This is a genomic window from Paenibacillus eucommiae, from assembly GCF_017874215.1.
Lineage (GTDB): Bacteria > Bacillota > Bacilli > Paenibacillales > NBRC-103111 > Paenibacillus_AI > Paenibacillus_AI eucommiae.
The window spans coordinates 60017-79044 of record NZ_JAGGLB010000001.1 but is presented as its reverse complement, the minus strand read 5'-3'; the positions used below and the strand labels follow the sequence as shown (position 1 = coordinate 79044).

At 45.7% G+C, this 19028-nt stretch carries 12 protein-coding genes; 9 read left to right on the top strand and 3 right to left on the bottom strand.

The window, feature by feature from the left end; translation table 11 throughout:
• The first annotated feature begins 12 nt into the window (after nucleotides 1-12).
• The 4 genes from J2Z66_RS00280 to J2Z66_RS00265 all read left to right on the top strand — a co-directional run bounded on the left by J2Z66_RS00280 (nucleotide 13) and on the right by J2Z66_RS00265 (nucleotide 1838).
• Nucleotides 13-396 (top strand): globin domain-containing protein, encoded by a 384-nt coding sequence (locus J2Z66_RS00280; protein WP_209969471.1) that lies wholly within the window; start codon nucleotides 13-15, stop codon nucleotides 394-396.
• Between the two features lie 12 nt (nucleotides 397-408).
• Nucleotides 409-675 (top strand): HesB/YadR/YfhF family protein, encoded by a 267-nt coding sequence (locus J2Z66_RS00275; protein ID WP_312894339.1) that lies wholly within the window; start codon nucleotides 409-411, stop codon nucleotides 673-675.
• Nucleotides 672-932, top strand: a complete 261-nt coding sequence (locus J2Z66_RS00270) for a DUF1450 domain-containing protein (RefSeq protein WP_312894321.1) — start codon at nucleotides 672-674, stop codon at nucleotides 930-932. Before J2Z66_RS00275 ends, J2Z66_RS00270 begins: the two co-directional genes overlap by 4 nt.
• Nucleotides 933-1073: 141 nt before the next feature.
• Nucleotides 1074-1838 (top strand): sugar phosphate isomerase/epimerase family protein, encoded by a 765-nt coding sequence (locus tag J2Z66_RS00265; protein WP_209968377.1) that lies wholly within the window; start codon nucleotides 1074-1076, stop codon nucleotides 1836-1838.
• A gap of 526 nt (nucleotides 1839-2364) precedes the next feature.
• Here the strand turns inward: J2Z66_RS00265 and J2Z66_RS00260 are convergent.
• The gene (locus J2Z66_RS00260; protein WP_209968374.1) at nucleotides 2365-2820 is read right to left on the bottom strand and encodes a hypothetical protein; all 456 of its coding nucleotides are present in this window, start codon (nucleotides 2818-2820) and stop codon (nucleotides 2365-2367) included.
• A 500-nt stretch (nucleotides 2821-3320) separates the two neighbouring features.
• Here J2Z66_RS00260 and J2Z66_RS00255 point away from each other — a divergent pair, with 500 nt between their 5' ends.
• Together J2Z66_RS00255 and J2Z66_RS00250 are read left to right on the top strand one after the other, a co-directional pair.
• A complete protein-coding gene (locus J2Z66_RS00255; protein WP_209968371.1) occupies nucleotides 3321-6569 on the top strand; it encodes an alpha-mannosidase in 3249 nt (1082 codons plus the stop codon).
• A 440-nt stretch (nucleotides 6570-7009) separates the two neighbouring features.
• On the top strand, nucleotides 7010-11482 hold the full coding sequence (locus tag J2Z66_RS00250) for an S-layer homology domain-containing protein (protein WP_209968368.1): 4473 nt from the start codon (nucleotides 7010-7012) through the stop codon (nucleotides 11480-11482).
• A 120-nt stretch (nucleotides 11483-11602) separates the two neighbouring features.
• On the opposite strand, the gene J2Z66_RS00245 is transcribed toward J2Z66_RS00250, so the two are convergent.
• On the bottom strand, nucleotides 11603-12496 hold the full coding sequence (locus J2Z66_RS00245; RefSeq protein WP_209968365.1) for an AraC family transcriptional regulator: 894 nt from the start codon (nucleotides 12494-12496) through the stop codon (nucleotides 11603-11605).
• Between the two features lie 340 nt (nucleotides 12497-12836).
• On the opposite strand from J2Z66_RS00245, the gene J2Z66_RS00240 reads away from it, so the two are divergent.
• Both J2Z66_RS00240 and J2Z66_RS00235 read left to right on the top strand, forming a co-directional pair.
• Nucleotides 12837-14768: a hypothetical protein gene (locus J2Z66_RS00240; RefSeq protein WP_209968362.1), complete on the top strand. Its 1932-nt coding sequence runs from the start codon at nucleotides 12837-12839 to the stop codon at nucleotides 14766-14768.
• Nucleotides 14769-14795: 27 nt separating this feature from the next.
• Nucleotides 14796-16169 (top strand): ABC transporter substrate-binding protein, encoded by a 1374-nt coding sequence (locus tag J2Z66_RS00235; protein ID WP_209968359.1) that lies wholly within the window; start codon nucleotides 14796-14798, stop codon nucleotides 16167-16169.
• Between the two features lie 67 nt (nucleotides 16170-16236).
• Here J2Z66_RS00235 and J2Z66_RS00230 read toward each other — a convergent pair whose 3' ends face one another.
• A complete protein-coding gene (locus J2Z66_RS00230; RefSeq protein WP_209968356.1) occupies nucleotides 16237-17121 on the bottom strand; it encodes a helix-turn-helix transcriptional regulator in 885 nt (294 codons plus the stop codon).
• Between the two features lie 427 nt (nucleotides 17122-17548).
• Here J2Z66_RS00230 and J2Z66_RS00225 point away from each other — a divergent pair, with 427 nt between their 5' ends.
• On the top strand, nucleotides 17549-18916 hold the full coding sequence (locus J2Z66_RS00225) for an ABC transporter substrate-binding protein (protein ID WP_209968354.1): 1368 nt from the start codon (nucleotides 17549-17551) through the stop codon (nucleotides 18914-18916).
• Nucleotides 18917-19028 lie beyond the last annotated feature (112 nt).

Below are 19028 nucleotides of genomic sequence, written 5' to 3'. Positions count from 1 at the left end.
GCTATGAATAAAATGGAGATTGAACGAATAACTTTGTTTGAACAGATGGGTGGGACCCCTGCGCTTCATAATCTCGTTGAATTGTTTTACCAGCATGTATTAGCTGATCCCATATTGAAATCTTTGTTTCCTCCAGATATAAAGCCTGTTATGATAAAACAAGAACAGTTTTTGACCCAATTTTTCGGTGGCCCGCCTTTATATACGAACGAGTATGGTCATCCAAGGATGAGGGCGCGCCACTTGTCTTTTCCAATCACACGGGAACGGGCAGACGCATGGCTGGCATGTATGCACAAAGCGCTGCAGGAAACGATTCAAGATGTGTCACTTCGGGAGGAGATTTTGGAACGTTTGTCTATAACGGCCTATTTTTTTGTTAATAAGGAGGAGTAGCTCTTGAATTTGATGGTTACACATGCCGCAGTGGATTGCTTTCAAAAAGTCTGGGGATACCGCCAGGGAGAGTTTATACGCATTTATGTGAGATATAGTGGCGGTGCAGAGGATGCCTTCGCTTTTGGTATTATGAAAGACGATCCGCAGAACCTTGCAATTTCGTATGTCGATGGCGGAATTACATTTTTTATGGAAGAAAAAGATGCATGGTACCTGAGTGACCGGAATTTAACGATCGATTGCCGGCATGATGAAATTGTATTTGACCGTGGGTGATTGTTGTGGCACTTGGGCTTGTCGTTGTTGAAGTGTGTGAGCGAAACGCCATAGCATCACTTCCATTGGAGGATTTAGAAGCAGAGTATCCGGAAATTGCTGTTTTGAGGACGAATTGCTTGACGATGTGCCATTTATGCGGGGCATTACCCTATGCGATGGTGAACAGTAAGAGGGTTTTTGCCAAAACGGAAGTACAATGCCTAAGCTTAATGAAGAAAGCCGTTGAAGAGGAAATTAAGGTTTGGCAATGTTGATCAAGATGACCGTCAAAAGAATAATACAATAATAGAATGCCGTGTGTCCAAATGAAGTCCAAATAATGACAAGCAAAGCTCTGTTCAGCTATAATTTGTTCTGAATAACGATTTGTTCTTAACAAAGAGGAGTTGATTCGGATGAAAAGCGGATTATTATCGGTTACATTTCGCGAAATGTCCCCTGAGCAAGTCATTCAGCTTGTCTCACAGGCGGGTTTACAAGGGATAGAATGGGGAGGAGATCTTCATGTTCCTCATGGAGATTTCAAGAAAGCTGCACAAGTCGGTGAATTGACTAGAGAAGCGGGAATTGAAGTAGCTTCGTATGGTTCTTATTATCACTTAGGCCTATCATCCCCAAAGGTGGCTTTCGAGGACGTCCTAGGGAGCGCACGTGCGTTGAAGGCTCCAACTATCCGTGTATGGGCAGGCGATCGGGGTTCTGATGCTGCAAGCCCGGAATGGCGCCGGGAAATAGCGGCAGATGCTATACGGATCGGAGACTTGGCGCAAGAGCATGGAATTACGATAGACTTTGAATATCACGGCGGAACGCTTACGGATTGTACGGAATCCACGCTCAGCTTGTTAGAGGAGATCCATCATCATCCCAATGTACGCTGCAACTGGCAGGCACCGGTTCCTGCCAATGTAGAAGCTGCTATTCCCTCTTTGAAGGCCATTCTTCCTTGGCTGGCTAATGTTCATGTGTATCATTGGATAGCCGATGAGAGAAGACCACTCTCTGAAGGGAAAAATGACTGGCTGCAATATATGCCGCTGATTCAGCAGACAGGCAGAATGCACTATACCATGCTGGAATTCGTTAAAGGGGATGATCCTGGGCAATTTTTTGAGGATGCCGGGACGCTCAAGGATATTTTGAACCTTGCAAATGCTTGATAAGCAGCTGCAATATAAATAGAACCTGGCCTGCGGCCAGGTTTTTTGTGTTGTGAAATGCTAGTCAGGCAACATGCAAGTGGAGTCCGAAGCGGCAGAATGTATGCGAAAAACCGCCCACACGTGCTTGCGCCTGACCGAATTAGCAGAATGCATACGAAAAACTCCCCACATGTGCTTGCGCCTGGCCGAATCTGCAGAATGTATGCGAAAAACTGCCCACAATATGCTTGTGCCTGTCCGAATTAGCAGAATGTATGCGAAAAACCGCCCACAAGTGCTTGTGCCTGGCCGAATCTGCAGAATGCATGCGAAAACCCGCCCACAGGTGCTTGTGCCTGGCGAATCGGCAGAATGTATATGAAAAACCACCCACAATATGCTTGCGCCTGGCCGAATTTGCAGAATGTATGCGAAAAACCGCCCACACGTGCTTGTGCCTGGTCGAATCTGCAGAATATAAATGAAAAACCGCCCACATGTGCTTGTGCCTGGCCGAATTAGCAGAATGTATGCGAAAAACCACCTACAATATGCTTGCGCCTGGCCGAATTAGCAGAATGCATGCGAAAAACCACCTACAATGTGCTTGCGCCTGGCGGAATCGGCTGAATGTATATGAAAAACCGCCCACAATATGCTTGCGCCTGGCCGAATCGGCAGAATGTATGCGAAAACCGCCCACAATATGCTTGCGCCTGGCGAATCGGCAGAATGTATGCGAAAACCCGCCCACAAGTGCTTGTGCCTGGCCGAATCTGCAGAATATAAATGAAAAACCACCCACAATGTGCTTGTACGAGGCCGAATCAGCAGAATGTATACGAAAAAACACCCATATTTGTCCGGCTTGGAGCGTGAGTTTTGACTTAACGATGTTTTTCATCGTTAAAGTAATGTTGTGGACCCGACCTGGGCTTTTAACGATGAAAAACATCGTTAAAGTAGCATCTCTATTCTCTTCATCTTTCCAGCTCTTCATCTCTTCATCTCTCCAGCTTTCCAGCTCTCCATCCCCAACGCCTTTGCCGCTACGAAATCTCGCTGGCTGTCCGTTTGAGTTGGCTCCCGGTTTGAGTTTAATGTTCGCTTGATTTGCTTGATTGGTGCGATTCGCGCGATTGTAGCTGGAAGAGGGAATGGCTGTGGGCGGAAGAGCGGTAGAGCGGTAGTGTCCGCCTTTAAAGATTTGTTCCTACCTCCTCATGTATACCAATCAAGGGAACAAATCTTTAACAGCGGCTGTAGCCCACAGCCATTCCCTCCGCAGAGCACCCAGTTCAAGAACACGCTCCTCCTGATATTATCTTATATTACCTGATATTACCTTTTGCAAAGGCTATTTCAGATCAACTCTTTACTTGTCATGCAGATATCCATATAATATATTTAATCAATAAGTTAATTCCCTGAGGGTCAGGTGTGGACAAGTCCATGCCCCCTTAATTTGCAAACGTTAAAAACAGAAAAGGAGAAATATCTATGTTTATGACTTTTGAGAAGCTGAACGTCCGGATTCAAGAGCTTGCGGAATATCGTTACCGGGAACGTATGCCTATCCAGGAATTTGCCATGCAGCCGGATTTGAATGCTGAAATTGGCGGGGCACCGCCTCAGGATGGGGATTGGCAGTCGATCCGTTTAGGAGACCGGTGGTCTGGATATGACGCCTATGTATGGCTTAAAGCTGATGTTCAAGTTCCTGCCGTTTGGAAAGATCGCCGTATCGTTGGATGCTTCTACTTCGGCAATACGGGTATTTCCAATATTTCGGGCTTTGAATCTCTGCTGTATGTCAATGGAGCTGCCTATCAAGGGGTTGACTCTAATCACCAAGAGGTTTTCTTAGCTGACACCTTTGCAGGGACCTCGCTATCTCTTTGTTTCCGGCTATGGTCTGGTTTGCAAAACCATGCGCCACTTATGCTGAATAATTGGGATGTCACCGGCCCCACACGTCATAGCTTTTATGCCGATCCTACTCAAGCGGGTCAGCCGCAAATGCAAGAGCATATCATTGGCAGGGCAGAAATAGCATGGATGGATGAGGCAGCGGATGATCTGTATTTTTATGGAAAAGCAGTTTTGGAAACGCTCCAGGGTCTGCCAGACAACGATCCGAACCGTCATCATTTGCTTGCGGCTTTGAATCGCTCCGTTCTGCAAATCGACTGGTCTAAACCGGGCTCGCAGTCCTTTTATGACTCTGTCGCCTCGGCTCAACAAGTGCTGCACAGCGAATTGGAGCGTTTGGAGAAGCATTCATCCGTTACATTCACTTGCATTGGACATACCCACATTGATGTGGCGTGGCTCTGGCGCCTGAAGCACACCCGGGAAAAAATAGCCCGCTCGTTCTCTACCGTACTGCGCCTGATGGAGCTGTATCCGGAATATATTTTTCAAGAATCTCAGCCGCAATTATATGATTATATCAAAACCGACTATCCGTACATTTATGAGCAAATGAAAGCAAGAATTCAGGAGGGGCGCTGGGAAGTTGAGGGCGGGATGTGGCTTGAAGCAGACTGCAATCTCACATCAGGCGAGTCGCTGGTCAGGCAGATCCTTATGGGCACGCGTTTCTTCCGCGAAGAATTTGGCAAAGAATGCAAGTGCCTGTGGCTTCCTGATGCATTCGGTTATAGCTGGGCACTGCCGCAAATTATGCAGAAGTCCGGTCTGGAATATTTTATGACGATAAAAATTAATTCCACGACTCCTTATAACAAGATGCCTCATGATACGTTCCGTTGGCGCGGTATCGATGGCACGGATGTGCTGACTCACTTCGCCGGGTATGCCTATAACTACAATATCGATGCTCCAACCATCCAGGATCTATGGAACCGTTATAAAGACAAAGAATTGAATCAAAACCTGCTGCTTATATACGGGCATGGCGATGGCGGTGGCGGCGTCAACCGTGAAATGCTGGAGATGCGGCGTAGATTAGATGCGCTTCCAGGGATGTTTCATGTGGAAACAGGGGGAATGGGGGACTATTTCGACAGGCTGCAGCAAACCGTAACGCATACCGATCAGTATGTTCCTACCTGGGAAGGCGAGCTTTATTTTGAATATCACCGGGGGACTTACACGAGCCAAGCTTTTATTAAAAAGTTGAATCGATCCTGCGAGTTAGCCTTGCGTGAAACCGAATGGTTAAATATTGTTCAGTGCTTGCTGCAAAAGGATATGTCGCTCTATGCCAGCGAATGGCTGCACGAAGCTTGGAAAATTGTACTGCGCAATCAATTCCACGACATCTTGCCAGGGTCATCCATACGAGAGGTTAATGAAGACTGCAGGCTGGAATATGAGGAAGCTGTCCGTTTGATTAGCCAAGCAAGGAACCATTCTATTGCCGGGCTTTATGACCATTCATCTGCCCGACTGCCTGAAGACAGCTCCTATTTCACTTTATTTAATAGCGCACCTTGGAGCCGGAATGACTTGATCCGAATTCCCATGAAGTCCATGAAGTCCATGAAGTCCGTGGAGTCTAATGAGTCCAATGAGTCAGCTGAGTCCGTGAGCCATCAAGGATCGTGGCAAGATATGGAAGGTAAGATGCTGAAAGCAGAATACCTGGACGGCGAGTGGCAGATTTACGCAGAAGAAATACCTTCGATGGGTTTTACAACGATCCAGTGGATTAGCGGGGAAAAGGTGGAAACGAAGTCAGAGAGCTTTACCATGCCTGATAACAGCAGGATCTTAACCCCGTATTACGAAATTGAATGGAATGAAGCTGGGCAGCTGACCCGCATTTACGACCGTGAAGCCCAAAGAGAAGTGCTGGAGATGGGTGCCCGGGGCAATGTACTGCAGGTGTTTGAAGACAAGCCCTTGGCTCACGATGCTTGGGACATTGATATTTTTTATCAAGATAAAATGCGTGAGGTTTCTGATTTAATAAGCTTTGAGGTTGTAGAATGTGGAGCCTTACGGGCTATCATCCGCTTCGAGTGGAGCTACAGTGATTCTGTTATCCGGCAAGACATGACCCTGTATGCACATAGTCGCCGTATTGATTTTGTTACTCATGTGAACTGGCACGAACGCCAGCAGCTATTGAAGGCTGCCTTCCCAGTTGCCGTCAAATCAACGGAAGCGACCTATGACATCCAGTTCGGCAACGTGAAACGACCGACACACTGGAATACAAGCTGGGATTATGCCCGCTTTGAAACGGTTGGACAGCAATGGGCCGATCTTTCCGAGCGTGGATACGGTGTAAGCCTGCTTAACAATTGTAAGTACGGGTATGATATCAAGCAAAATATGATGCGCTTGTCATTGATCAAATCAGCTATTTATCCCGACTATGCTGCCGATCAGGGGGAGCACACCTTCACCTATTCCCTGTTGCCTCACATGGGGGATTGGGTGGAAGGAAATACCGTACAAGAAGCCTGGCAGCTAAACAATCCATTAACCTATACAGCATGCTCTCAACCGCAGCCTGAGCTGTCCTTGATCCGAGTTTCTTCAGCAAACATTATGATCGATGCAGTCAAAAAAGCAGAGGATGACGATACCGTTATTGTGCGTGTCCACGAATTTACAGGCTCACGCGGTACGTTCGAGCTGGCAAGTGATTTCCCTATCCTTAGCTGGCAGGAATGCGATTTACTGGAAAGGCCGGAAGGCAAGCTGTCTAATGCTCCTGTGATCCAGGCTTTTATCAAGCCTTATGAAATTAAAACCTTTAAGCTGACATTTTAGTTAATCGGCAGGCTTCTTTATTCGAACTTATAAAACCTATTCGAACTAATGTTTGATGGAAACATACAAGCATTAGTTCGAAGCTATTTTTTAAAACAGATTATAAAATAATTCCAAGGTTTTTAAAGGAAGCGTTCTCATTAGACGCTTTAATTGGCATGGAAACATCATGCTACCAATTTCGCGGGATATTGAATCCACAGTTCTTTTAAGGGGGTGGTCACCGACAACCTAACTGTTAGAAAAGCCATGAATTTGAGTCATGCAATTGTTTGAAAACGAAATTTGAAAAAAGCAGATCAAACTTAAGGGGGCTGATAAATGGGAGGCAGTGTATTCTAAGATGCAGACTTGATGAAACGTAAGCGATAAGCCTTAAACGATAAACTGTAAGCGATAAACCGTAAGCATAAACCATCATATTATACGAGGTGAAATGAATGAGAAAAACGATTTTATTTTTAAGTGTACTTACAATAGTTATCGCTATTTGCCTGAGCAGCAAGGGGGTAACCTATGCGAATGCTGGGGTACCCTCGGTTCCCGTTTCTGGCACAGATCAATTTATGGGAGAGATGAATACGAACAGGGCACCCTTCGACCCTGCTGCTCCTGGAGCAGGAGTGACGTATAGCGGCAATCAGGTTACGATCACCGCACCAGCCAATCCAAGTCCCTTTGTCTGGGAAGTTGGGCAGCTGGTAGTGCCAAGCAAGGCCAAAATCGTCCTTGAGACAGAAGTTAAGAACGGTGTTTACTCCCCTGGTCTCCAGAAGTTTGGCGGAGGCGGCATGCCTGCTCCGGACCTGACGATCAAGAACGGGGACCGTGTTACGTATGTTTGGTATGTCAACGAGCGGGAGAATTTCCTTCTGTCTGCACTGGGCATGCATGGGAGCAGAACCGGCAGTGATCCTTGCGTAATTACCATTCATAGCCTTAAAGTGTATAAAACTTCGGAGAAAGTCGTTGGGGAGATGGATACGAGCAAGTATCCGGTAGATCCGGCAACTCCACGTGATCATACGACTTATAGCAATAGCAGTATCACGATTAGCGACCCGGCCTCTGACTCAGGATTCCTCTTTTGGGATGCAGGGCAGATCCAAGTCCATGCTCAGCCTGGAACCCGTGTGGAGCTTGATGCGACTTTGACCAATGGTTTGTTAGCGGACATCGCGCTATTTAAATCGGGCTTTGTAGCTCTGCCGGACCCGGCTCTCGTCGTACAAGGAGATTCAGTTAAAGCGACTTGGGTGGCTAATGATACTGCAGATTTTACGATTTCGACGCTGCGGTCTAAGTTTGTCCGGTCTGGACCTGCTCCTGCTGCATTGAAGATCAACAGCCTGCGAGTGTGGCAGCCATTGGTGAGTGCACCGCTTCCCACTAACGCGCTGGATGCTGATGAAATTCTGCAAACACCTCCTGTTCATGATACCAAGCTGCGCATGCATAATGGTGCCATGACCTTATTTTTGGACAACAATCCGATCAGCGGACAGTCGTGGACATCCATTCTGCCGTTCAACGTGAGAGATCAATATCTGGACGAGGTAGTAAATGGACTGGATTATCCAATTGTCGGCCTCCCTTTTGCTGTCGGACAAAATACATTAAATAATATGTATCCAACCACTTGGCTGGCAGATAACGTATACGACTGGACATCCCTGGATACGCAGGCACAGCGAATTTTGGGCGCACGTTCCGATGTTAAAATTATTCTGTTCCTTGCTCTTGACGGGGCCACCTGGTGGACGGACGAAAATCCGGATGCTGCTAACCCCGATGTGGATCAAGAAACGGCTCTTGTAAATAACAAGATTCCGGGATCAAAGGGGATACCGGATTATTTAAGCCCCAAATGGAAGGCGGCTTCCCGTGAAGTTCTACGACAGCTGATCGCTCATGTGCAGACGAGTGAGTGGGGCAAATCCGTCATTGGGTACGAGCTGTTTAATGGATTTTCGATGGATACTAATTTCTTTATTCCACATAACAATGATCGGGTGATTGCAGATTTCCGGACCTACCTCACAGATAAATATGAGACGGATGCTGCGCTGAGACTTGCATGGAAAGATCCCAGTGTATCACTGAATACTGCACTGCCAGTCTCAGCGCTGCCAGCAGCGCATGCAGTTCCGCCTGGCCTTATTCTGCAGCCTTCTGAGAACCAACGCTTTCTGGATACCCGTGCGCTTATGTTAGGCCAGTTTCGGGAGGTCTTCTCCGACTTTGCCAAAGTAATCAAAGAGGCGACAAGTGGACGTGCTTTGGTTGGAGCCCGAACAGGCGACTTTGTCGGACAATTTGGATGGGATGAAACTACTTTCACGATCGGGGAGGATTCTGGCTGGCTGATGCCTCTTCTTCAAGATCCGAATTTTGATTACTTTGATGTGCAAGAGCCCTATGTAGGCAGACATTTGGGGGATGGCGCCAATGTTCCTGTTATCCCGGTTAAAGCTGTCAACCAATATGGGAAAGCTGTTTTTATTGAGAATGATGTGCGGACATACTTATCCGCTGAAACCGAAGGCTTCGGCCGTACGCCGGATCTTCCAACGACAATTCAGAAGCAAAGGCAAATATTTGCTAATGCTTTAACGAATGGGACGAACCCGACTCTCTTTCAACTGAGCTTTGGCTATGATAATACCGAACTGTTAGCCGAATATAAGCGCCAGGAGGATATCTTGAGAGAAGCTCTGCAAAAGGATCGAAATTCTACGGCAGAAGTCGCTTTCGTCTTCGATCCTGATATGCGCCTTTATTTGGGTAAGGATGCTGAATACTCGGCACCGTCCCGCTATTTTGCCCTGTTTGATATGGCCAAACATATGTGGCAGCGTGCTGGTGTTCCATTCGATATGATTTTTCTGGATCAGATTGAAGATATGGATCCTTATAAAGTATATGTGTTCTTCAATACATGGAAATATAGTACGGAGCAGCTTGATATGATTCGCAGCAAAGTTTTCAAAAATGGTCAAACAGCCATATTCCTCTGGGCTGATGGCGTTTTATCAGGCACGGAAAGCTATAATGATCAGACGATCAGCGATCTGACAGGAATGGATATAAGGCTGTCGAATGAAGAACGTTCCTGGGCGATGAAGGCAACCGCGGAGCTGGCAAGTTTGACAACTGCACAGGAAGGTCAAGAGGTGGGATTGGTGCCGCCGGATAATATGCATCCAGGGCTTACGGATGCACGCACATATAAATACGGTCCATCCTATACGATAACAATCGATGATAACGACAATGTGATTCCACTTGCACAAAATGAGCATGGACAAATAACTGCAGGGCTTTTCGAAAGCTCTGACTACCAGGTTATTTATTCGGCATCAGGCAATCTGACATTACCTCTTTTTGAATTGGCTTTGCAAAAGGCAAATGCTTTTCAATACACGGATTCAACAGCACTGTTCATGATGAACAAGTCCTATGTTGGTGTTCATGCAGATAAAACAGAAACAATCAGACTGCAATTTCCAACCCCAGAAATTCTTACGGATTTGTTTAGCGGTCAGGTTTATCCTGCAAGTACGGTACATGAGATTCCTGTTGAAAGGAGCCATACGTATCTGTTTGCCCGTGAGAGTGTGCCACCCGCATCACCTGCGAATGTAACGGCAACAGCGGGTAATGGTAAAGTCACATTAAATTGGGAGAGTGTAACAGGGGCTACCTACTATTCGATTTATTATGGAACCACAACCGGTACATACGGCGCTGCTCCGGTTGCGACGGTTACTGGAACAACGTATGACGTTACAGATTTGACAAACGGAACTACCTATTTCTTTGCAATAAAGGCAGGCCATGCAGGCGCAGTCAGTGCTTATTCGAATGAAGTAAGCACAGCTCCACAGGCAGGAAGCTACAACAGTGGTTCAACAACAACAACATCATCATCTACAAGCGACAACAAAGTGATCGCAACGGATGGTAAATTAACGCTTCCCATAGGTAAGACGGGCGAAGTCAGCTTGGGAGATGCAATCATAATCGCTATTCCTGCTGGTGCTACAAATAAAGAGCTGAAAGTAACGATAGAAAAAGTGCTCGATACTCAAAAGCTTCTAACTGGTAAAGAAGTTCTTGTTAGTCCGGTCTTTGAGATTTTGAAAAACTTCCCGGAGAACTTTCTTAAGCCGGTAACGTTGAAGTTTCTTTTCGATCCGGCAAGTTTAAAGAATAATCAAACAGCAGCTGTATTTTATTATGATGAAGTGAAAAAAGAATGGGTGAAAGTGGACGGCGGCAAAATAAGTGGAAATCACATAACTGTACAGGTAGACCACTTCACCAAGTACGCGGTACTCGCTGTTGACGGAGCGGTTGACCCTACAACAGAAGTTAACTTTAGCGATATCTCTGGACACTGGGCAGAGGCAAATATCAAGCAAGCATTAAGCAAAGGAATCGTGAGTGGTTATCCAGACGGTACCTTTAAGCCGGACACTACCGTGACCCGTGCTGAATTTTCGGTTATGCTAATGAATGCGTTGAAGCTGGAAGGAGAAGGAGTGGAGCTGACTTTCAAGGATACAGCGAAGATCGGGTCTTGGGCTCTTAAAGCGGTTGCGCAAGCCGTGCAAGCAGACATTATTACAGGCTATGAGGACGGCAGCTTCCGTCCGGATGCAGAAATCACACGCCCTGAGATGGCAGTGCTGCTCGCTAATGCACTTCATCTAACGGGCGAAGCGAATGCAGCAACAGGCTTCGCCGATGACAAGGACATTCCGGAGTGGGCGAAAGGTGCAGTAGCGGCAATCAAGAAAATTGGTGTTGTAGAAGGCAGAGGTACTAACGAATTCGCTCCAAATGCGCAAACAACAAGAGGAGAGGCCGTAACCGTTCTACTGAGAATGTTGGCTCAAATGAACAAATAAACAATATGCAGAACATGCAGAAGAGGCCCACAGTATGGAAACATACTTTGGGCCTCTTCTGTGTGAAAATGGAAGCATAAGGATCCATAAACATGAACGTGGTAGTGAAACAATTGCATGTTACAGCGTGGGGATTTTATGCTCGATTCGCCATTGAACAGGGCTTTTGCCATAGGTTTGTTTAAATAATCGGCTGAAATAGTGAATACTTTGATATCCGATCGTAAAGGCAATTTCCTGTACACTCATATTGGTGTTGGCAAGGTAGCTGATCGCAGCATTCATTCTTAATCTGTTCAAGTATTGGAAGGGGGTTTCGCCTTGATACTCCTTAAACATGCGGATTAAATAAGAGGGGTTAAAATGAACCATGTCTGAGAGCGTTTGTAGTGTAATGTCTTCCCAATAACTAGCTTCCATCCAGCGGATCAACATTTCTATGGTTTCTTTGATGTGGGGCAACCGGTCGATCTGCTGAGAAACCAGGTGTTCATTATGCTGCTCATGAGGCTTCACGATATGACAAATCAGTGTGAGCATGGTTTTAATATCAGAGAGGCAGATATCACGAATGAGATCTGGCTGCTGCTGCGCCAAATCTGTATGCATGAGTTTATTGAGCTCGTTCGCTCGTTGATAGACCACATTGATTTCAGACAAGCTGACGTCCAGCTTAAATTGGAGATCATTCCAGATGGTACATTGACGGGGTGTCGGAAAGGTTGAGAACTGCTCATCCTCAAGCTCCCAATAGGCATAGCTGTATTGCTTGGAAATATGAACTAGTTGGTGGTAGGTGTTGAGGGGAAGCAGGATCAATGCCGGACCTTCAATTTCATAAACCCGCTTTATTCTATGTAATTGAACGGTTCCTTCTATGATATACAGGATTTCATGGTGATCAGGATGAATGCCTCCAAGTCTATTCTGAAAAGGGGGTGTGTGCCGATAATCCTGCATGTAATGGACAGGTAAGCTTGAATCACTGTCGTAACCATAAGTACGAATATGCATATGATCATCTCCCTTTTTTTGTTTAATCTTATTTCTCTATATTCCATAATTTATGGTAATTGTATCATGAAAATCAAAGGGCGGTAAACAGTGACTCTTGCGAGTACACAGTAAGAAAACGGATATCCCTCATATAAAAGACGATCCAATGGCTGAGGAAAACGGAATAAGTCAATAAAATGCAAACGCTATCAAAAGTGGGGGATTATCACAAGGGAAACGAGAAAATAAAGAGCAATAAGATTTGCAAAGACGATGCCGTCCTCACTCTGTAAACTAAGAGTAACGAAGGAGGGGGCAGAGCAATTAATCCGCAAAAACATTAAAGGAGGAATTGTGTATGAGAAATGATGAGGAACAAAGTGGAAAGACATTAAGCAGAAGAAAGATGCTGACAGCTCTTGGAGCAGGCAGTTTAGTGTTCATGGCAGGTGGTGGTATCCCTTGCGCAGCATCCCCGTTATCGACAGCCTATTTAAAGCTAAGCAAGTCGGATCCGCTTGATCCCATTGATGTTAATGGCAACTTCGACCGGATAGATGCAGAATTTGGCGGCCGGGCCGTAACTCCCGATTTTTACAAGGTGGGCACTGGGCCTGATGATACGGCAGCTGTGCAGGCAGCGTTCGACTCCGGGCAAACTGTTATTTTTACCCGCAATTATTATGTCAAATCCGTTGAAATGAAAGGGGATGTGCAGACGATCGATTTTAACGGGTACTTTCTGATAGGTATTTCTAAAAGCAGTGATTCGGCTTCCGATAAAGATGCCATCCTGAAAATAACCGGTATTTATCTGCATCTGCTTAATCTCAAAATAGAAGGCCAATTTAACACCAACTACAAAGCAGCCATTCATTGGTATTCACGACCCGGCTTTCCACATTCCGGTTATGTCAATATATTCGGCTTGTTTATCAGAAATATACTGGTTGGCATCCAGTACGGGGCCTGGCTTGACGATCCGAATCCTTATGACACCTCGCAAAGTGAAAATTATTTGTATGGTTATGTTACAAGAGGCATTCAGAACTGTGTGATCAGCAACCAGCCGAATGGATTTCTGAAAATATCGGGGAGCACGCTGGATTGCCATGAGCGAGAGTGGTCGCTGACAGAGGGAAATCCATTTCAAACAGCAGCTTCTAATTTGATTTATTGCAAAATTGGTCAAGTTTCGGTGGAAGACAGTGAGCTGCTGAAGGTGATTTATTTAGAAGGCTGTGGGCTTAAGGGGAAGAACATCATTATAGCTAACTGTGTGATGGAAATGCCCTGTACATGGGTAGTTGCCGAAGGCGATGTAACGATTGATGGTGTTCATGGCGGATTTATGGGAGGGAATTCCGGGCTGCCGATGTTTGAAATCGCTGCCAATGCAGAAGGCTCCTTGCGTCTGGAACATATAAGAATGAGCAGAAGCGCAGGAGTAGGCGGTTATTTAACCAATTATATGATTTCGGGTTTGACTCAGGCGCCTCATTACCACGTCAGCGTTGGGGGCTGCGATTTAGGGGAGTGGAATCCGCAGAAGATCGCTATACCTAAAGAAAGAAGCCGGGTTTTTGTGGCCGATACGCACTTTGCTTATACACAGGATAGTAATGTGAAACGATACACGATTCATGACAAGCGGGATTACACAAACCTGATCTCTTCAGTTGACACAACGGGCGAGAATATGACGACAGCACATAATACGAACGATAAGTCTGGCTGGGCCTGGACTAATCTGTATGGCTCCGGAACGGTCTACTTCAGCAAAGCGGTTTCAAGCCTTCCTCAAGGATACAGCAGTGCTATTGAGGTTTGCGCAACGGGTGAGGCTTATATCCTGTCGAAACCGTTTGCTGTAACTGCGAGTGCGGAGGCTGTCTTTCAGGCAAAAGCGAAGATCAGCAATGGCTATGGGCAGACAGGCATTAGAATCGTCTGGTACAAAGCGAATGGGACGGCTTCTTCTACAGCGGAAACCAGATTGTTCGGGACCGATGACATGGCTTCTGACTGGTTGGATTTCATGGTGTCCGTGAACATTCCCTCAGATGCAGCTTACGGCAGGATTAAAATAACGGCTGAAGCGGGTTCCACCTATGTAACCGGCATGGAGCTGTATACGAGGATCGACAGTCATTTCAGGAATTCATTCATTAATGAGTTAAACAGATCCCTCGATGTCGAAGGGGAAGGAATTGTTCTCAAGGCTCCTAACGGTTACCGTTATAAGGTGACAGTCAATAATAGCGGAGATTTGGTGGCAAGTCCTTATTAATCAACCTATAAAAAAGGGGTGTTAGGCATGAAAAGGAAGGTTTTTATTAGCCCGTTATTTACGGTAATGCTAGTATGTCTGCTGGTTATTACGGCGTGCACGAAAACAGATTCCAAAGAGATTAAGGACACTGCTATTCCCCAAGAAACTAAGCAAACGGATACTGAAAAAGCCACAGCTGCACCGCCGAAAGAGGAAGAAAAGCACGAACCTGTAACTTTGAAATTGTTAGCTTGGCACGTAGGGGCACATCAGGAGTTATTTGATATGTTTCATGAAAAGTATCCATGGATTACGATCGAAGTGGAGGAATGGGGCATTGATAAAGCTGTGGCTATGCAGGCTGCCGGTGAACCCGCAGATTTGGTCTGGATTACTGGGCTAAGCCCCTGGCTGAAGGACGGTATGCTGGAGGATTTGACTCCTTATATCGCGAAAGACCCCACCATTCAAAATGCAAAAATCATTGATGGCTTCCTGGATGCCTTTAAAACACCGGATGATAAGCTTTGGGCGATTCCCTACACGGCTATTTCGGAATGGATTGTTGTCAACAAAGATTTGTTGAAAAAACACGGTATGGAAATGCCTTCCTATGACTGGACCTATGACGATATGCTGGAAATGGCCAAGAAGGCTACAGATCCTGCGGCAAATGAATATGGCATTTCCTATGATTCCTTGATGGCTTCTCATTTTAACTGGATTCTGCCTGTGGCTAATGGGCATGCCCCCAATTTACGGTTTTTCAATGAGGATTTGTCACAAAATTTATTGAACACGCCAGAAGTGCTGGCAGATATGAAGTGGCTGCAGGATTTAACGACCAAGTGGCACGTCAGACCTAGTGATGAAGAAGCAGCAAAGCTAGGCTGGGAGAAGGCGAATAACTTCCTTACCGGAAAAGTACTGTTTACGCTGGGCGCAGACTGGGTAATTCCAGGCTACAATGAGCTCGCCACATTCGAATGGGATCTGCTACCGCTGCCAAGAGGCAAAGTGACGCAAGCAACGGTTCAGCTTCTCGGCCCGATCTCGATTCTTAGTGCATCCAAGCATAAGGAAGAGGCGTTTAAATGGATCAGCTTCCAGTTTGAATTAGAGGCACAGAAGTGGAATGTGAAGAATGGCTCCAATACATTTGTGATTCATCCTGAAATTGATGCTGAAATTGACCGCACCCCGACATGGAAAGGAAAGGATACAGAGGTCGTCAAAATGACCAGAACGATGTGCTGCAACTTGCCGGGTCCAACCATTCCAGACTTTGATGAATTCCAAAATATTGATGCAGCATTGTTTGAAAGCATGTATACAAATTTCGATATTACTTCCCTTGTTTCTAGGGTAGATAAATTTAATGAAGATACATTGAAGCTGCGTAAAGAGATGGGCTGGTAAGCTATATGTTAGTTACTGCTCTTGCACTGTCGCTTAGAAGATGGGGTGCAAGAGCAGTATTCTCAGCTCAGTTACCGTTTTGCTGCACGGGGATTTTGTGCTCTATTCGCCACTGGGCGGGGCTTGTGCCATAGGTTTGCTTAAATAATCGGCTGAAGTAATGAATACTTTGATACCCGATCGTAAAGGCAATTTCCTGAATACTCAGGCTGCTGTTAGCGAGGTAGCTGATCGCAGCATTCATTCTTAATCTGTTCAAGTATTGGAAGGGAGTTTCTCCCTGATACTCTCTAAACATACGGATTAAATAAGAAGAATTAAAGTGAACTCTTTCAGAAAGTGTTTGCAAAGTGATATTGTCCCAATAGCTTTCCTCCATCCAACGGACCAGCATTTCGATCGTTTCTTTGGTAGGGGTGATCCGGCTGTTGGTCAGAGGGGTTATTTTTTCACTGGGCTCATAAGGTTTCACAGCATGCCGGGTTAAGGCCAGAATGGCTGTAATATCAGAAAGAGTTATTTCATGAATTAATTCAGGATGCTGCTGCATCCAGTCCGTATTCATTAATGTAATAAGCTCATTCATTCGCTGATAGAGCATGTCTACATGGGGGAGAGTCCGGTCTAATGTGCTCTGAAGATCGTTCCAGATCGTACACTGATGGGGCTGTGGAAATGATCCATTTGCATCGTCTTCAAGCTCCCAGTAGGCATAGCAATAATGCTTGGAAATATGAATCAGTTGATGGAAGGTATTGAGGGGAAGCAAAATCAGAGAAGGACCTACGATTTCATACTGATGATTAATGCTATGAAGTAGGACGGTTCCTTCGATTATATATAGCATTTCATGGTGATCGGGATGAATCAGAAGCGGGGAGAACTGGGATGCCTGTAATTGGTTTGCAGGTCGATTATAGTCGCAGACGAAATCAAACATACGGATGTGCATACGATCATCTCCCTTGAGAAAGGTTGTTGAATTTATTCCAAATTGTACCATGGGTGTCTGGTGTCAGTAAACAGGCAGTGTGTAATGGATGAACAAGTCAATAAAATGCAAACGGTATCGAAATTAGGAAGCTATCACAAGGAATACCAAATGGGAATTAGAGGAAAGACCAATATGTTCTGCAAAGACGCAGGCTGAGTTAAGCTGTACACTAGAAAGCAGTGAACAGCATCCAAGCTGGATGAGCAGAATTCGCATACAAAAAAAGACTACTTTTTCGTAAAAAAGTACTCCAGTTATCATCAAAAGCTGCTGCTGCACTAAAACTAAGTACATGGTAAGGAGGAACTTTCACCAAGAGCAGGATTCGAAAAAGCACTAATGAATTGTAAACGCTATCTAAAACTGAAGAAAAAGGGGGAATAATATGAAAGGAAAATCTTTAGTTCTATTGCTTACTATTGTGCTTGCAGGTTTGTTAGTTGTTACAGCATGCTCCAAAACAAATTCCACTGAGGAGAGTACGTCCCCGGAAGGCACACAACAAGCGGAAAAGACGGCTGCGCCAGAAGCACCACCGAAAGAGGAAGAGAATCGTGATCCGGTTACCTTAAAGCTGTTATCTTGGCATGTTGGGGCTACTCAGGAGTTATTTGATCTTTTTCATGAGAAATATCCATGGATTACGATTCAAGCAGAAGAATGGGGCGTCGATAAAGCTGTTGCCATGCAGGCGGCAGGGGATCCAGCGGATTTGGTCTGGATTGCAGGGCTAACCCCATGGCTGAAGGATGGCATGCTGGAAGATTTAACACCCTATATTGCCAAAGATCCCAACATTCAAAACGCCAAAATTATCGACGGGTTTGTGGATGCGTTCAAAACACCAGACGGAAAAACGTTTGCCATTCCATACACCTTCATTTCGGAATGGATGGTAGTCAACAAAGATTTATTAAAAAAACATGGCATGGAAATGCCTTCGTATGATTGGACTTACGACGACATGCTGGAGATGGCCAAGAAGGCTACAGACCCTGCGGCGAATGAATATGGATTATCCTATGATTCTTTATTCAGCTCGCATTTTAACTGGATGCTGCCAGTGGCGAACGGCAATGCTGCTAACCTGCGTTTTTTCAATGAAGATTTGTCCCAAAGTGTATTCAATACGCCAGGCGTTCAGGCAGATCTGAAATGGCTGCAGGAGCTAACGACCAAATGGCATGTTAAGCCGACGGACGAGGAAGCAGCAAAGCTGGGCTGGGAGCAGGCCAATAACTTCTTGACAGGCAAGGTGCTGTTCACGCTTGGGGCAGACTGGGTCGTTCCGGGCTATAATGAGCTTGCAACGTTTGACTGGGATATTCTCCCCGTTCCAAGAGGAAAAGAGAAGCAAGTAACAGCGCAGCTGCTTGGGCCGATCGGGATTCTAAGCGCCTCTAAGCATAAAGATGCAGCCTACAAATGGATCAGCTTTCAATTCGAGATGGAAGCACAGAAATGGCATATTAAGAATGGCTCGAATGCATTTGTCATTCACCCTGATCTTGATGCTGAATTGGAAAAGACACCAACTTGGCAAGGAAAGGATCTAGAGGTTCTTAAAATGAGCAAAAATATGTGCTGCTTCTTGCTGGACCCTATCATTCCAGATTTAGATAATTTCAATGCCACTGTTGATGATCCGCTTTTTAGAGCTATGACCAAGGATTTCGATATTACATCGCTCGTTCCTTTAGTGGATAAATTTAATGAAAATTCACCGAAATTACGTAAAGATTTAGGCTGGTAACCGGCTGGTAAGCTATCCGCAGCTGCTTATGGCTCTCTTGCGCCGGTGCTTATTATACGGTGCAGGAGCGCCTGTAGAGCTTAGAGCTTAGAGCTTAGAGCTTAGAGCTCAG